The sequence below is a fragment of the Nostoc sp. EspVER01 genome (assembly GCF_034530635.1).
Taxonomy (GTDB): domain Bacteria; phylum Cyanobacteriota; class Cyanobacteriia; order Cyanobacteriales; family Nostocaceae; genus Nostoc.
In genome coordinates this window covers 62,174-78,037 of record NZ_JAVRCS010000004.1, presented here as the reverse complement: position 1 = coordinate 78,037, position 15,864 = coordinate 62,174, and the positions used below count along the sequence as shown (strand labels likewise).

Below are 15,864 nucleotides of genomic sequence, written 5' to 3'. Positions count from 1 at the left end.
TTAGTCAGAGTCAGCTAGGTGAATACACTCTGTTCCCGATGCAAAGTGCCTATGATATGCGATCGCAAAGTTCATAAACTAAACAAAATAATCATATCAGGATACTTTTGTGAGGAATTATAGTTTTTTTTACCTTTTTGCCACAGTGACAATAATAAATAGCACAGCGATCGTTACATTAGAAGATATATAAATAAAAATCAACAATGATTTTTTTTCGTTCGCAGTTCACACAAAATCATGAGTGCAAGTACCATTATTTCCGATAATCCCTTACTCCAAGGCAATGGTTTACCTCCCTTTACAGAGATTAAACCAGAACGAGTAGTACCAGCCTTCAATCAGTTGCTAGCAGAACTTGACCACCAACTTGCCAGCTTAGAGGCTAGTGTACAGCCCACTTGGAGTGGTTTAGTAGAACCCTTAGAAAAGCTGACAGAACGGCTTACCTGGAGTTGGGGGACGGTAAATCATTTAATGGGTGTTAAAAATAGCCCGGAACTGCGCGAAGCTCATGAAATCGTACAGCCACTAGTTGTACAATTTATCAACAAACTCGGTCAAAGCCAACCCATCTACAATGCTTTTAAGGCACTCCGTAGCAGTGATAGTTGGGCAACTTTAGAATTAGCGCAACAGCGCATTGTAGAAGCCGCCATTCGAGATGCAGAACTTTCTGGTGTTGGCTTAAAAGGAGAGGCAAGAGACCGTTTCAACGCCATTCAGATGGAGTTGGCAGAACTTTCTACTAAATTCTCTAACCATGTACTTGATGCCACGAAAGCCTTTAGCTTAACCCTGACAACAAAAGCAGAAATTGACGGTTTACCACCAAGTTTGGTGAGTTTAGCTGCCCAAGCTGCACGAGCCGCAAAAGAAGAGAACGCCACACCAGAAAATGGCCCTTGGCGCATCACTTTAGACTTCCCCAGTTACGGCCCTTTCATACAGCACAGCACCCGTCGAGATTTGCGTGAAAAGCTCTACAAAGCTCATATTACTCGCGCTTCTAGTGGCGATTTAGATAATAATCCGTTAATTGTGCGTATTTTGGAGTTACGGCAAGAACTCGCAGATATACTTGGCTTTAAGAGTTTTGCCGAGTTGAGCCTTGCAAGTAAAATGGCTCCTAATGTTGAGGCAGTCGAAGCACTATTAGAAGAACTACGCCAGGCCAGTTATGATGCTGCTGTCAAAGACTTAAAAGAACTCCAAGCTTTTGCTGCATCTTATGGAGAAGAATATCAAGATTTAAAACATTGGGACATCAGCTTTTGGGCAGAACGCCAACGAGAAGCAAAATTTGCCTTTACCGCTGAAGAATTACGTCCCTACTTTCCCCTTCCCCAAGTGCTAGATGGCTTGTTTGGGCTTGTTAAGCGGCTGTTTGGTGTTACAGTAACCCCTGCCGATGGTAAAGCTCCAGTATGGCATGAGGATGTCCGTTATTTCCAAATAGCCGATGAAACTGGTTCTCCCATCGCTTACTTCTACTTAGACCCCTATAGCCGTCCAGCAGAAAAACGCGGCGGTGCTTGGATGGATGTATGCATTAATCGTGCCAAAACTGAAAATGGTGCAACTGCCATCCGGTTGCCTGTGGCTTATTTGATATGTAACCAAACTCCCCCAGTAGATGGCAAGCCGAGTTTGATGACTTTCTATGAAGTAGAGACTTTGTTCCACGAGTTTGGTCATGGATTGCATCACATGCTCACCAAGGTTGACTATGCTGGAGCCGCAGGCATCAATAATGTGGAATGGGATGCAGTGGAACTACCCAGTCAGTTTATGGAAAACTGGTGTTATGAACGACCCACTTTGTTTGGCATGGCTAAACATTACGAAACTGGAGAAGCCCTACCAGAGCATTATTATCAAAAGCTGCTAGCGGCGCGTAATTATATGAGTGGTACTGGTATGTTACGGCAAATTCACCTTAGCAGTATTGATTTAGAACTACACTACCGCTATCGTTCTGGCAGCAATGAAACTCCAGCAGATGTGCGTCATCGCATAGCTAAGACTACTACTGTTTTACCACCACTTCCAGAAGATTCAATGTTGTGTTCTTTTGGGCACATTTTTGAGGGTGGTTATGCAGCAGGTTACTACAGTTACAAATGGGCTGAAGTCCTTAGTGCTGACGCTTTTGCCGCTTTTGAAGAAGCTGGGCTAGAAAATGAAGAAGCTATAAAAACTACAGGTCGGCGGTATCGGGATACGGTGCTAGCACTCGGTGGTAGCAAGCATCCAATGGAGGTGTTTAAAACTTTCCGGGGTCGTGAGCCAAGTACGATCGCTTTGCTCAGGCACAATGGTTTAGTAAGTGCAGCTGCAAACTAAACAACACCTATGTAGAGATGTTGCAATACAACATCTCTACAACATTAAATATTGGCTTAACTAAACATTATTTTTTAGTTTAGGACTTACGCAAAAACTCTCTGAAACTCTTGTTCCTTTGCGTCCTTCTCTAACGAGACGCTGTGCGAATGCGTCCTTCTCCCAAGGGGAGACCTAACGCGAATGCGGTTCGTTTTTTCATGATTTTGCGTAAGTCCTGTAGTTTAAGGTGTTCCTGGAAGAATCGGTTCTCCGGCAACATCATCTAAGCGGATGCTGCCTAACAAATTTCGCCACTCTGCTTTCAGGGCTGCATCTTGAGGATTTTGTTGACGCAGTTCAGCCAACGTCGTCAGTGCCTCGTACCATATCCCATTTTGGGCATAGATAGCATAGCGCTTTATAGGTTCTGCTGTTTCTATTTCTTTGACTGTTGGTTGACTCAGGTTAACTCGTTTGATTACCCCTTCAACAAAAGTTGGGGGCGAGTTCTTTTGCTTGTCACAGTTAATTGTGAAAAACCAACGGTATTGTGTGTCTACTGCTAAAGCGGGAGCATTGCTAGGCAAAGAAACGCGGATTACTCCTGGCTTATCCGATAAAGCGATCGCTTTTTTGTATACCTCGTTAGCGTCTGGATCTTGCAGTACAAATTCAACTGTATATGGCGAATCTTTGGTATATGGCACATAGAAAAACCAACTTGGATGTTCTACAGTTGTTTGTCCCCAGACATTAATCACTGAGTTAGCTTCCTCAGTAAAGGGTACTAAAGCAGTCAAGTCAATTTTAGTTGTAGGACATCCAGTTTCCCCACGCTTCGCTCCACCACGAACGCGACCTCCAGGAGGGGAGCCAGCTGGAATTGGAGGTTGATTAAAGGTTTTCGCTTGAGCAAGGATCGTTTTAGTATCAGAGCGATTAGGGGTTGGTTTCGCCAGTACTGGAGTCAGACTAACTGATAAATTTGTACAGCTAAAAGCTACTACTAAAAACAGTTTTATCGGTTGTGAATTTGAATTCATAGAAACCTGACCTCATAGGATTTTAGATTTTAGATTTTAGATTTTAGATTTTAGATTGGGCATTTAAAAGAGGCAGAGGGACAGAGGCGAAAGACTTACTGCTACTTCTCCTCTGCTCCCCTGCTCCCTCGGTTACTGAGCGTAGTCGAAGTATGCTCCCTTGCTCCCTCGGTTACTGAGCGTAGTCGAAGTATGCTCCCCTGCCCCTGCTCCTATTCCCCATTTCCCGCCCGCGCTTTTGTTTTTGAATTATTATAAATTGACATCAAAACCCCCATAGCTACCAACGATAAAGCCGAGGGTACGAAAGGCACCCAAGCACCCGAAATGAACAGACCAAAGCAAACTACATACAAAACGCTAGAAGTAACACCGATTGACAATGCCAACCAGGGTAAGGAAAGCCTGCGCCAAGCCAAGACTCCCCCAATCAAAGACCAGCCCCAAATCCAGGCGACCTCCGCCCACCATGACCAAGCCCGCAGCAAAGGCCGCCCATCCTGGACTGCACCAAGGATCTGGCTGACCATGTGAGCTTGTACCAGTACTCCTGGCATTTGCTCATCTAAAGGAATGCCATAAGGTGTAGGCCAGGTGTCTGGAGAATCGCCCTTTGCAGTCACACCAATGAGAACAATTCGGTTTTTGATGGCGTTGGGGTTAATTGGACTAGATAAAAATTGCGTTAGCTTTACCTGTTCGGCTATTTCTTTTGAAGAACGATAGTTGAGTAAGATTTGACCGCCATTCGCATCAATCTTCTGATAGCCACCAGTACGAGACTTCAGATTTGGAAAAATAGTCTTACCCAACTGCAAATTTCCTTCAGGGGTGAACTTTGTTTGAATTCCTAAAGGGCGCAGATAAAGGGATGCTAGTTGTAAACTGAAGGAATATTCAGCAGAACACAATGATGTCGTCTCCTGACTCATGAACAGAAGATGCCGACGAATAACTCCATCGCGATCGTGAATAAAGTCACTGAATCCCAGATTTCCTGGGGGGATTTCTGGTGGCGGCTTAATGCCTTTGATATTTTCTGAGCGATCGCTCCCCTTGCATACGCCAACCAAGTTATGAGTTTGCTGGAGACGAGTAATTAAATCTGGCTCTTTGGCCTGAAAATCACGGTAGATATCCAAGCCGATCGCGCGGGGTTGGTACTGATTCAGTTTTGCTAAGAGTTTATTGAGAGATTTTTCGGAAATAGAAGCTCCGATCAAGTACTCGCCATTTTGTCTTTGAATGGCTAAATCGTCATCGTCAATTGTGATGATCAACAGTCGGTGATCGAGAGCTTCGGCAGGGCGCGATCGCATCATCAGGTCAAAGGCTTGAATCTCTTGATTTTCTAGCAATCCCACCAATCTCGCGCCAAAAACCAAAGCTGTAATTGCCAAGCTGGATAATACAGTTCTCTTAAATTTGCGTCTGTTAGACAAAGGTAAACTTGCTTGCTCTTCCTCTTTAGATTTTGTAGACCTTAATTCATCCCAAGTCGGTGGTATCTGCGCCGGATTTTGGCAAATTACTGGTAGCCAAGTCGCACAAGGAAATCTATCTTCAAGTCCTTGCAAGCGTTCCCGCGCTTGGCGTACCGCTTGATATAAAGACTCGCCACCGGCAAAGCCTTGGAGAAAATATTTTAAAAACTCCTTCGCAACCTGGTCTGGGACGGGTTCGCGCATGACAATTATTTGAGGAATTTGCAAATCAGCCAATTCTCGCGCTAACCCCAATCCATCACAGGAGTTGAATATAGCTAATTGCAAACCGTTTTCAATGGCTTTTTTGAGAGCGTACTTTAACTCGCCAATGGTAAGACTATCAGTTCTATTCAGGTAAATTCGTCCGCTTTCCCCATTTTTGTTGCTAGAACTGTGTCCCGCAAAGAAGAGAATATCCCAGTTTTTTCCCCAGAGATGGTCAGTCAATTCCTTACGTTGTGGTTCTACCAAAAAGCTCACTTCTGCGTTACTACACTGTTGCAGTAAAGCTCGATCGGCTTGGGTGTCAATCCCTTTACTATTGCCCACAATTGCCAAAATATTGACTAATTGATTGAGAGTGCGTGGCTTTTGAGTGCGATCGTAAGATGGTGAAGAAAGGGCAATTTCAGCTTTGGGATAGCGTTCTAACAAGTCCCAAAGATGCCAAGGTAATAACTGCAATTGGCTATTTTCTGTTTGCAGAATCACCCGTACTTCGTCGCTAGACGATAATCTTTCTAACCATTTTTCCCTCAACGGGCGAAACTCCTCTGCTCGCAGCCAGGTATTAAAGCGTGCCCGCAAAATATGAGAAGCGTTTTCGCAGTCTTGCACCATCGATACATTCGTCACCTGCATTTTGTCAGCATGGAGGCGATAACGATTGCCTATCTGCCGATAACTAGACTGCCAATGACTATAATAGAGCGGCATTTCCGGGAATGAAGGGAGCCTCCCGGTGATTTCGGTTGTAGCACGCTCGTGTTCTTCACCAATTTGGAGGGTGACAGCAAACCCCTGTTCAAAACTACCCTCTCCAAATTTGATCGCCACTAATTTACCCATAACCGTCGCTATTTCCCCATGCAAGATCGTGCCCTGTTCTAATGTCCGATCACAAGCGTCTACAGATTTTTTTCAAAATCCCCAAAAACTGGCTTGGATTTTTAATTTTTAATTTTCAATTAATGAATTATCACTTAATAAATTACCGACAAAGAAGGAAGATAGCTACATATTTCAAATTCGGAAATATTCGGTAATACTGGTATTATCCAAGGATACCCTAACACTAAATTGCTCTGTAGGTTCACCACGAAACTGCAACTGAATATAGTTGTCTGATTTTCTCGATTGAGCATCTAGAAATATTGCTCCTGAACTATCTATAACAGTGAGATGAACTCCTGGTGGCAAGTAGATTTGATTTCCAGTGGCGTGCAATTGGAGATGAATACTAGTTTGTTGATCTTTTTCGGGGCTGATTTCTACAATCAACATCACAGGTTGGTTGTGGATTTGGATACCTAAATCAATCACTTTTGCCCGTTTAGTAATTGATTCTGGTTGTTTGAGGGTATCTAATTCCAAAGTTTCAATACTGCGAAAGGCATAAGTTGGCATGAGTTCTGGCACGTTCCACAGCGATTCAATAGTCTCCCAACCAGTTTCAAATATACCAGCAAACCATTGACTCAAATTCACTAATGAATTAGGTGGGGATTGGCGCAGTTCCCAGATGTGGTCAATAAACGCTTCCAATGGTTGCAGTTGCGCTAAAGGAACTGTTTCAGTGGCTACAGTAGGGATAAAACCAAGCAGCCTTGCTTCTTCGAGCGATTCATCAAATTGAACTATTAAATAACCCACCCGTTCTTCCCAAGTTTCTGGAGGAATAAAACATATTTGCTGATGCAGATGGACAGGGCGACACTCCAGACGGCCAATTGAGGGCAGTTCTAAATCAGCGATATCCCCACAAAGGCGCATGATGGGGTTCCAACTGTCACTAGCTTGAAGATCGGTAGGAATATCCATCATTTGCAAGTAGTCATTCACCACCCATACAGCTAAAGTATTCAGCCGGACTTGCTCTGCTTTTTCAAGATTTGGTTGCTGGTTAGCAAATTGCTGGGCAGTTATGCGGGCTGTTTGGGAAATCGGCAATGTTAAAGCGACATCATCTAGCTGATAGGTGGAGTTATTCATAAGTCAATTTCTAGGGATCAATGCTGCTATGTATATATCACCCGCATTCAATAAATTTATGCCACAAAACTGAATACTGGAAAAAAAACTGAATACTGGAAAAAGAGAATTGGGGACTGGGGATTAGGTAAAAATATCCCATAAAATTAAAAGATTGTATATTGAAATGATCTGGGAGATAGAGATTTTGAGTATTTATACTTCTATGAAGATAGCCTCAAACTGCTAAAAGCGGTTTATCAACTAGCAGATAGGTTGCCAAATTTTGAGCCGACAATTTGAGCGTTCAATCACAACCAATTACCAATCAATATATAGGCAGACCAAAAGCTTGGCGCTCTGTAGTTGGGATGTTTTAGCAGTTGTAGTTGGGCACGATGGACTGCTTCGGCTTTGGTGATTTTGCCACTCTTGAGTTCTCGATAGAAGGCACTAACAAACATCGCTGTTGATTCATCATCAATTTGCCACAGGGAAGCGATGGTACTACGTGCCCCAGCACGGACAGCTGCTCCTGCTAGACCGAGTGCTGCACGGCTGTCTCCTGTTGCTGTTTGGCAAGCACTCAAAACCAATAATTCTACGATGGTTTTACCCTGACTGTGAAAGAGAGTATCAAAATCTTTGACATTGATCTGACCATCGAAATCTAAAATAAAAGTGTCTTCAAGGCGGGAGCTAAACTGACCGTGGGTTGCCAAATGCACTATGTTGAATGAAGTAGCACCAATTTCACTTTCCAAATTCTTTTTCTTAAAATCGCCATCTAATAGGCTGGTTGTCGAAACTCCAGCTTTCGCAATACCGTCAAATTCAGATTTGATCGCCAGCAATGGTGCAAACTTGGGAAATCCTGGCGGTGGCTGAGTCAGTCCTGCGGTTAGCGCTCTCAGTTGCTGTTTTACCAGCGGTTTTGGGTCGAGGAGTTGCAGACCGACACTCAGAGCGATCGCATATTTCTCTACTAAATATTGTTTACCATCGTAGAGAGCTGCCATTGGTAAATTGCGTAATGGCCCATCTAGGACGAACACTAACGTATCGACGCCACTTTGTTGCAATTGTGACTCAATAGGTTTAAGTAGCCAGTTGTAAACTTCTTGCGATTGGGTTTGGACGATCTTAGTAGCAGTTGGATTGACAAGATTTCTTCGCAGTTCTATTAAAAGGTTCTCTACTTCGGCTTGGGAAATCTTAGTACTGTAGCTTTGCAAAGATTGTGTAGGAATTTTGACAATTACCTGGAGTTCGTCACGAAGAATAATTGGATAAAGGATGGCAGCCTTGGAATTATCTTTCTCTACTACTCGATCGAGGGCTACTTTCTGACCTTGCAGACAAGCTTCCTGAAAGAAGTCGTCTAATTCTGCTAGTTGGAGTGCTTCAATCCGTTCGCGTGCTTTCTCCAATATTTTTTCATTTGGTTTTCCTTTTTGGGATTGCAGTAGCAACTCCACTGACTGGCGGTAAACGGGTTCTACACTGTCCCGGAAGTCAAATTGCACATCTTGGTTCACGACATCTTTATTGACTACTAAATCTTTGCGGAGAGACTCAAGAGTGTCTACAGCAGCATCATAAGCGGCGATCGCACCATTAATATCTTTTTGTGCCCAAAGCAATCTACCTAACTGCCACTCCAAGCTATAGGTAATTTCTGAGGCATTGCTACTCTGTGCCAAAGCTAATCCTTGCCGGGTCAGGTCTTGCGCTTCTGCCCACTGTCTGGTTTCTTCGTACAAGCCGCCTAAACTCTTTAGAGCATAAGCCTCTGCCCGTTTGTCTTCTAAACTGCGGGATTGCTGGATGGCACTAGCGAGTAATTTTGCTGAGTCTTTTGTACTTAATCCTGAGTAAGAACTCTGACTTGATGCTTGCAATACACCACTCTTGACTTTGGCTAAACTTTGTGAATAGTTAACCTGAGCGTAAATACTCGCACGGCTGAGGGGAAGTTGCTTGAGGTGGGACTCAATGGACGGCAAAATAGTTTGCACCTTTGCCCATTCTTTATCTTTAATCAGTAGTCCCAGGTGATTGAGTTGTGCTTGAACTTTTGTGAGGGGTGAGGGAGATACTGCAACTGTTTGTTGATAATAGGCGATCGCCTGTTCCTTTTGGTTTTGTTTACGGGCATTATTCCCCAAGCTGAACAGACTAGCCCCAATATCAGCGCTTGATTGGAGATTTTGAGCAATTATCAGACTTGCTTCTAAGGCTTTGCGTGACTTTTTCAAATCGCCCAATACCAAAAGGGCATCACCGAGCGATCGCAAACTCACTGTTTTTTCTCTAGAATCTGGTTGAGATTTTAACGTCTTACTTATTCGATCGAGTGTTTTGAACGCTCGCGGGTAAAATCCTTGGGTGCGCCACGCTTGTGCTTGATTGATTAGCGATCGCACCACGCCACTTTGATTATCTGCTTGTTTGTAAATTTCTTCTGTCTGCTGCCAAGTTGCCAAAGCCGCCTCAGACTGTCCCATTGCCAATTGCAGACGACCTTGAATATCTAATGATTGGGCAAATATTTGCAGATTTTGGTTTTTATCCTGTCCTTGGAGTAAATTTAAGCTTTCTGTAATTGCCTGCTGCGCCTGACTCCATGCACCGAGTTGCTGGTAAGCTAGGGAAAGATTACTCAGTGTCACTGCTAGTGCAAGGCTCTCCCCTTGCTGGTCACTGAGCAATGCCGAAGTGTGCTTATATATTTGGACAGCCTGTTGTAATACTTCTACAGCTTTGGCAAATTTGCCATTCCTGTATAAAACTTTGCCCTGCTGTAGGAGTGAAGCGGCATCAGTGGGCACAGCCAGCGATATTGTACTATTTATTGGCAGTTGGGATAAAGAATTGATTGAGCTAGGAACTTTTGCTAGCACTGGTGAACCGACAATGCATAGCAAAGCGATCAAAAAGTACAAAGGCAAACGTAAACAGTGAGCTAGTGCAGTGAGCCAGCGCGTCCTTGCCGTTTCTCTACTCCTGCTTTTAAACTTTAGAGAATTTGCGCCAAAAATCCTAGTTGTTTTAGCCATAAGCATGACGAGAGGTAGGTGATAACCAGAAACACATAGGATGAACTATAGGCTAACAGGGTAATGTTACCATTCCCATCCCTCAGCAATCTTTGAGCTTCCACAATTTTCTTATTTATGGCGATCGCGGTGAAACTTGATTAGCAAAGTATAGTTAAAAGGCGATCGCTAACCTTAACCAAAAACCCGCCGAAACAGTACTGAGTAAAAAGTAAAATTAACTAGGTCTAGACATTAAATCAATTCCGAGGATGAATACCTCGGCTGAAAATGGGAAGATTCATCAGTACTACTTCTGACTCAGCACTAGCTCAACCCTAGCTATTCGCTAACAGCACCGATCATAATAATCCCTCCAATTCTGCAAACTTACGCAAACGCGGTAAACATTGGCGTTGATAAAAACTGCTTAATGTCGGAATTGACAACCCAAATTCCTCAGATAAATCTTTCCAGCTAACTTCTGGGGGTAAGCGTTTGATAATTAACACCTGACAATTCACATCTGGACGCCCTTTAATGTAAGTACCGCGCAGTTCCCCATCCGAATCTGTCTTCGCCCATATCTCCAACTCTTCCAAAATTGGAGGTGCTTGGGGGGTAGCGTGTAGGTTATCTACAGGATCGATGGTTTCACTTATTCCACTAGATGTAGACTGACGAATTCTCAAAGGGACTGTTGTGGCTTGTTCTCGGTTCTGCTTAAGGTAAAAGTCTTGTAGTCTCCGTTTTAGGTAAGCATTCAGCCAGGTGATCACACTGCCATAATTTGGATCGTAGATTTGACCTGTCAAACCTTCACAAACATTACGACAGAAATACAACCAAGTTTGTTGTAGTGCGTCTTGATAGTAGGGAGTAGTTTCCCTCCAGAGTCTACTTGCTGTCAAGCGAATAATTTGCGTGAGCAGCTTCTGACGCTGAGGGCTTCCAGGTTGGTGTCCACAGGCTTCTGTAACTAAGCGGCGTAGCTGTTCATCGAATTGAACCATGACAATCTTGGCGAAGAAAGCAAGAATATCTTAGTATTGCGTATAACAACACCCGAAAGAATTACCTTTCGTCAAGATACTAGTATCTTTTTTAAAAGGCGGTGGTGCATTCAAGTTATTTTAAATGCATATTTTAGTTAAGTTTTTGAAACAGCAGTAATAGTTTTTTCTAATGATTGCAATGCTGTCAATAATTTGCCTTTTTGGGGTTTAGAAGCTTTAAGTTCTCCTGTAATCTGATCCATATTTGTCTCTATAGTTTCATAATTATTACGAGATTTAACTTTGATACCGTCTTCAACTTCTTTCCAAGAATCCTCAAATTTATCAAATTCTTTTTTAGCTTGAACAAAGTTGCCAGATGTAACTGCGGCTTTAGTTTTGGATACTATAGTTAGTAAACTACTATTACCTGTAGTAGATGTTGTCGCCGGGGCTGATGCTACGCTAGGATTAGGAGTCACCGCTGGGGTAGTTTGGGTAGTAGCTTGTTCGGGACTGTTACAGCCTACCAAAGCTAGCAAGCTGATACCTACAACGCTCGACATTAGTTGAAAAAACTTCATTGTAAAACTCCTTGATTAATTATAGGACTTACGCAAAAACTCTCTGAAACTCTTGTTCCTTTGTGTCCTTCTTTAACGAGACGCTGCGCGAATGCGTCCTTATTCCAAGGGGAGACGCTAACGCGAATGCGGTTCGTTTTTTCATGATTTTGCGTAAGTCCTGAATTATTAAAATCTAATTGATGAAAGAAAAAAGTCTCATATTTGCCAGTATTAACAGCAACATTTATAGAGATAGTCTCTACTAGCTAAATATATCATTTAATCCTATACTTATTTCTATAATAAGTTTCAAAAGCAAAAAAAGGTAACATAAGACGGGCATTTGATTAATAATTTTTTATACAGGAGATAACTGCTTCCTTTGCAGGATAAATTGGCGGCTGTAAGCATCGAAATTTCAAGCCATATTGGTTTAAATTATCCCATAAGAGACTTCCAAATAAAAAATATCCCAAATTCTCTTGTAGTATGGGTGTCCTCATCCGTCACATATTCAAGGCGGTCAGGATGCCCACCCTACAAGATGGATAATTTATTTCTTGTCAGTTCCTAATTCCGCAAAGCCTAATTTTAATAACCACTAGTATAAAATAATAATCTTTCTGGAGCAAAGACTATGAAACGAGCATTTCGCAAGTATCACCGCGCGATCGGTATCATAATTTGTCTACCTTTAATGTTAACTGTATTGACTGGTATATTGACAACTATTGTTAAGGAATGGTCAATTAGTACTGGGCTTTCTTCTAGTTTGCTGTTAAGAATTCATACAGGGGAAATCTTGCATTTAGAAGCAATTTACCCAATTTTTAATGGATTGGGATTGATTGGGTTGCTGGTGACAGGAATAAGTATGTCTGGATTATTAAACCGTAAAAAACGGAGCGACCTCAATAATTAAGATTAGCTTATTCGAGATTTGAGAGGTTCGGTGAAGAGTACTTACAACAATACCTTAATTTTTATCAAATGATAAAAATTAAGGTAATAAAATTATAGTATATTTCAAGTTGGGGAGTTACACTAGCTAACTCTGTCACCAAGATATAAACCAGGTTTTCCTTCTGAATTCTGCTGTATCAGATTTGATTTTTATCTTACTCCCCACTCTCTTTAATATAATCCTAGCCAGGATAGGATATTTTCCCACCAAGAATATCTCAGATTACCTACACTCAATTTCATTTTGTTGCGAATATCTTGGATTTTCCAGTTGGTTAGTTTAGCTAGAGTTTGCGCCTCTTGTTCAAAACGTTTAGGTAAAGACTGCTTATATTGTCTACCAGCCTGACATTTGAGTTCCCCTTGGAACGGATGTTGCAAAACATAACGTCCTTGGAAAGATTCACTGTTGGCTGTTTGTTGAAATATCAAGTCTTCAGGGAATTTGTCGCGGGTATAGCGAACATGCAAGCGAGAGATGAAGACGTTACTTCTAGGAGAGGGACGACGAAAGCTGGGGGGTACTGGCACATTACTTGGAGAATTATCATCTAGCCAAAATACACCTGCTTGCTTGAGTTCTTCTGGAGTCAGGGGTTCGGCAGAACAAGGATCGCAACTACCCATATCCCAAGCGTATTCTAAAAAACCAACTTTCCTGTCTTCTTTGGTGTAGATAGTTTGAAACATGGATTTGTAGAATTCACCAAATTCATCTTTGACAAATAAGGGAATATTCGCGTCGGAGGGAATTTTTACCGTCCGATAGTTAGTGATTTCTGCCTGTCCTTGGGGCGAGAGAATGTAGACAATTAAATCCTGCTCTGTCTTAGCATTGATCATGCCCAAACGAATTGGCAGCATGAATTTAGGTGATTGGTAGGAAATTTGTAACGGACGGAGAAACTGGTAGCCAGATTGCTCGAATTTATCCAAGTTGACTTTAGCAACAAAGAATTTCATTGAGGAGCGAATATAAGGCTGAAGTAACTGTTTCGCACCTCTGGGGATTTTGTAGCCATTGCGTTTAAGCCAAGTTTCCAACCCACCAGATTCTTTCGCACTGAGGATCACAATATCGTATTCGCCAACGTTAAAACGTGCTTCAACCGTCACACCCAAACTAGCATCGTCCCTTGCACTTCCCGCCTCACTTCTCGCTGCTGCTGGCGCTGGTGCTGCTGATAACTCTCTTTCGTAAACTGGGGCACAAGGATCTGGGTCAAAATATTCTACCAATCGCGGCGCACTAAAAGCATCTAGCCGCTCGATAATCTTAGGTTCAGTGACGCGAACTTGTTCTTTTTGCAGCACTGTTGGCACTGGTACTACCATTGCAAAATCTTTGACTTCGCCTTGAAAATCGTTTGCCATTGTCATGATAGTGCGATCGCCATCCCGCGCGATCGCTACCTGAGAAGCTTTGTTATACAGTTTTGTATCAGCTTTGGCTACATAAAATCCACAAAATGCCCAAGCTGCGGGGGCAAAGCACAAAACAGCTACAATTGCTAACAATAATGGTGTTAAAAGTCGAAAAAACTTCATTATTTTATACCTCTATCTTTTTGAGTTAGGAGTTAGGAGTTAGGAGTTCTATCTCTGCTTCCTGATCTTTTTCTTGCCAAGTAAACCTTGGGGCTAACCAGAAACCATCTAGGAGGATACTCAACGGTGCAAGGGCAAACAGCGCCCAGAAAACTGCTGTGGAAACAAAGAAATAATTTCGCAGGATAAAGGTTAATCCGGCGATGCAAATTGCCCAAACTATACGCCCAATTCGGGAATTGGGAATCGATCGCGGATCGGTAATCATAAATAGGGCGAACAGCAGCAAAGATCCACTCATCAATCGATGCCAGTAAACATCCCAAGTCCAACCCAGCCAGAAATTGCGAATGGCTTCTAGCAAAGAGTAGGAACCCAAAAAAGCTGCTGTGGTATCCCAACGACCAATGCGCTGCAAAATCATACCGCCAGTACCGAGAAATAATAGCCCATACCACCACTCTTCACCCCATTGTCCCGGCGAAACCCAAGCATCCGGGGTGAGAATTAAGGCAGATATGATGCCAAAGTTGGCGGGATTGAAGAAATGCTTATCGCCGACTTGGAAGATAAATTTGCTAGCGATCGCAATTGCTGCGGCTATTGCCATTGTCGTCCAATGGTCAGCCCGCAACAGTAAACTCAGTCCCAGTGATGTAATTAAAGCACTGCGAAAATTTGCTACTTGTTCTTTGCCTGTTACCCATGACAATATCCATTGAGTTGCTAGACTTGTGGCGATCGCTACCGCAATTAACTCTGGTCGCAGCGTCCAATCTCGTGTACCGATTCCCAAGACTAGGAACAAGCCCAAAAATAAAATCTGATAATCTCGTATATCTTTTAGTAACATCAACCCTTAATTCAGGGATTCCCCGTAGATTTGTCATCAATCTAGACGAGAGATAGGTAAAATAGCATTGCTGTTACAGATTTTGTTACAAAATAAAGCATTGACAGACCAAAGCGATCGCTCTGATGTTAGAACCTTTGATGCCGAATTTTGATGCAATACCCCAAGTAAAAATAGCCAAAAAATAGAGTGCGATCGCACTCTATTTTTGAAATTAATTGATGCACAAGCTCAATAGCAATTACACCAGCACAATGTCTAGATTAGTACTAAGACCAGAGGGTTTGTTCTCGATGGTAGCGAATAGGCTTCCATTGTAGGATAAGTTTCCATTATTGTAGTCGTAGCTGAACTGGCTGTTAGAGGTAGCGCCAAAGCCATACTTAGAAATCTGGATTTTGTCACCCTCTTTCCACTCAAAGTCTTTGATAATGTCAACGCCTTCGTAGAAGCTATCGAAGACAAATGTATCTGCGCCAGCACCGCCATACAGTACGTCTTGTCCGCTGCCACCTTTTATGTAGTCATTACCAGCCCCAGTGATGATTGTGTTATTTGCGGCACTACCAATCACATTGTCATTGCCGCTCCCGGTTATGATGTTCTCGAAGTTGAGAATGTCTTCGTTATAGAAGCCTGGGAAGGATGCAACACCAGTTGCCAGGTTGTAAGTGCCTCCACCATTCCAGTATGTGTAATCAACGGTGTCTATACCAGCACCACCATCCATGTAATCATCGCCACCACCACCACTAACTGTATCGTTACCAGCCCCAGTGATGATTGTGTTATTTGCTTCACTACCAATCACATTGTCATTGCCGCTCCCGGTTATGATGTTCTCGAAGTTGAG

Annotated in this window: 11 protein-coding genes; 2 read left to right on the top strand and 9 right to left on the bottom strand. The window is 42.9% G+C overall.

What is annotated here, in order from left to right; genetic code table 11:
- Positions 1-240: 240 nt before the first annotated feature.
- Positions 241-2,346, top strand: coding sequence for a M3 family metallopeptidase (locus RMX69_RS05120; RefSeq protein ID WP_289797767.1), 2,106 nt, complete (start codon positions 241-243; stop codon positions 2,344-2,346).
- Between the two features lie 224 nt (positions 2,347-2,570).
- Here the strand turns inward: RMX69_RS05120 and RMX69_RS05115 are convergent, their stop codons facing one another.
- The 6 genes from RMX69_RS05115 to RMX69_RS05090 all read right to left on the bottom strand — a co-directional run bounded on the left by RMX69_RS05115 (position 2,571) and on the right by RMX69_RS05090 (position 11,665).
- Positions 2,571-3,371: a DUF928 domain-containing protein gene (locus RMX69_RS05115; protein ID WP_289797766.1), complete on the bottom strand. Its 801-nt coding sequence runs from the start codon at positions 3,369-3,371 to the stop codon at positions 2,571-2,573.
- 212 nt (positions 3,372-3,583) lie between these two features.
- Positions 3,584-5,926, bottom strand: a complete 2,343-nt coding sequence (locus RMX69_RS05110; RefSeq protein ID WP_289797765.1) for a CHASE2 domain-containing protein — start codon at positions 5,924-5,926, stop codon at positions 3,584-3,586.
- 174 nt (positions 5,927-6,100) lie between these two features.
- Entirely contained in the window at positions 6,101-7,069 is a 969-nt protein-coding gene (locus tag RMX69_RS05105; RefSeq protein WP_289797764.1) for a DUF1822 family protein, read from the bottom strand.
- Positions 7,070-7,359: 290 nt separating this feature from the next.
- The gene (locus tag RMX69_RS05100; protein ID WP_409878988.1) at positions 7,360-10,107 is read right to left on the bottom strand and encodes a CHAT domain-containing protein; all 2,748 of its coding nucleotides are present in this window, start codon (positions 10,105-10,107) and stop codon (positions 7,360-7,362) included.
- A 341-nt stretch (positions 10,108-10,448) separates the two neighbouring features.
- Entirely contained in the window at positions 10,449-11,099 is a 651-nt protein-coding gene (locus tag RMX69_RS05095; RefSeq protein WP_322636705.1) for a sigma-70 family RNA polymerase sigma factor, read from the bottom strand.
- 137 nt (positions 11,100-11,236) lie between these two features.
- Positions 11,237-11,665 carry a DUF4363 domain-containing protein gene (locus tag RMX69_RS05090; RefSeq protein WP_289797761.1) on the bottom strand — a complete coding sequence of 143 codons (429 nt, stop codon included), beginning with the start codon at positions 11,663-11,665 and terminating at the stop codon, positions 11,237-11,239.
- A 619-nt stretch (positions 11,666-12,284) separates the two neighbouring features.
- Here RMX69_RS05090 and RMX69_RS05085 point away from each other — a divergent pair.
- On the top strand, positions 12,285-12,569 hold the full coding sequence (locus RMX69_RS05085) for a peptidase (protein WP_289797760.1): 285 nt from the start codon (positions 12,285-12,287) through the stop codon (positions 12,567-12,569).
- A gap of 212 nt (positions 12,570-12,781) precedes the next feature.
- On the opposite strand, the gene RMX69_RS05080 is transcribed toward RMX69_RS05085, so the two are convergent.
- From RMX69_RS05080 to RMX69_RS05070, 3 genes are all read right to left on the bottom strand, one after another.
- Positions 12,782-14,158, bottom strand: a complete 1,377-nt coding sequence (locus RMX69_RS05080; RefSeq protein ID WP_322636704.1) for a DUF2330 domain-containing protein — start codon at positions 14,156-14,158, stop codon at positions 12,782-12,784.
- A 25-nt stretch (positions 14,159-14,183) separates the two neighbouring features.
- Positions 14,184-15,011, bottom strand: coding sequence for an RnfABCDGE type electron transport complex subunit D (locus RMX69_RS05075; protein ID WP_322636703.1), 828 nt, complete (start codon positions 15,009-15,011; stop codon positions 14,184-14,186).
- 241 nt (positions 15,012-15,252) lie between these two features.
- The coding region (locus RMX69_RS05070) for a calcium-binding protein (protein ID WP_322636702.1) at positions 15,253-15,864 on the bottom strand (612 nt) is incomplete at its 5' end.

Excerpts from the sequence above, each read along its gene's own strand:
- RMX69_RS05110 (WP_289797765.1), bottom strand. The coding sequence starts at position 5,926 with ATGGGTAAATTAGTGGCGATCAAATTTGGAGAGGGTAGTTTTGAACAG.
- RMX69_RS05090 (WP_289797761.1), bottom strand. The coding sequence starts at position 11,665 with ATGAAGTTTTTTCAACTAATGTCGAGCGTTGTAGGTATCAGCTTGCTA.
- RMX69_RS05075 (WP_322636703.1), bottom strand. The coding sequence starts at position 15,011 with ATGTTACTAAAAGATATACGAGATTATCAGATTTTATTTTTGGGCTTG.
- RMX69_RS05115 (WP_289797766.1), bottom strand. The coding sequence starts at position 3,371 with ATGAATTCAAATTCACAACCGATAAAACTGTTTTTAGTAGTAGCTTTT.
- RMX69_RS05080 (WP_322636704.1), bottom strand. The coding sequence starts at position 14,158 with ATGAAGTTTTTTCGACTTTTAACACCATTATTGTTAGCAATTGTAGCT.
- RMX69_RS05105 (WP_289797764.1), bottom strand. The coding sequence starts at position 7,069 with ATGAATAACTCCACCTATCAGCTAGATGATGTCGCTTTAACATTGCCG.
- RMX69_RS05120 (WP_289797767.1), top strand. The coding sequence starts at position 241 with ATGAGTGCAAGTACCATTATTTCCGATAATCCCTTACTCCAAGGCAAT.
- RMX69_RS05085 (WP_289797760.1), top strand. The coding sequence starts at position 12,285 with ATGAAACGAGCATTTCGCAAGTATCACCGCGCGATCGGTATCATAATT.
- RMX69_RS05095 (WP_322636705.1), bottom strand. The coding sequence starts at position 11,099 with ATGGTTCAATTCGATGAACAGCTACGCCGCTTAGTTACAGAAGCCTGT.
- RMX69_RS05100 (WP_409878988.1), bottom strand. The coding sequence starts at position 10,107 with ATGGCTAAAACAACTAGGATTTTTGGCGCAAATTCTCTAAAGTTTAAA.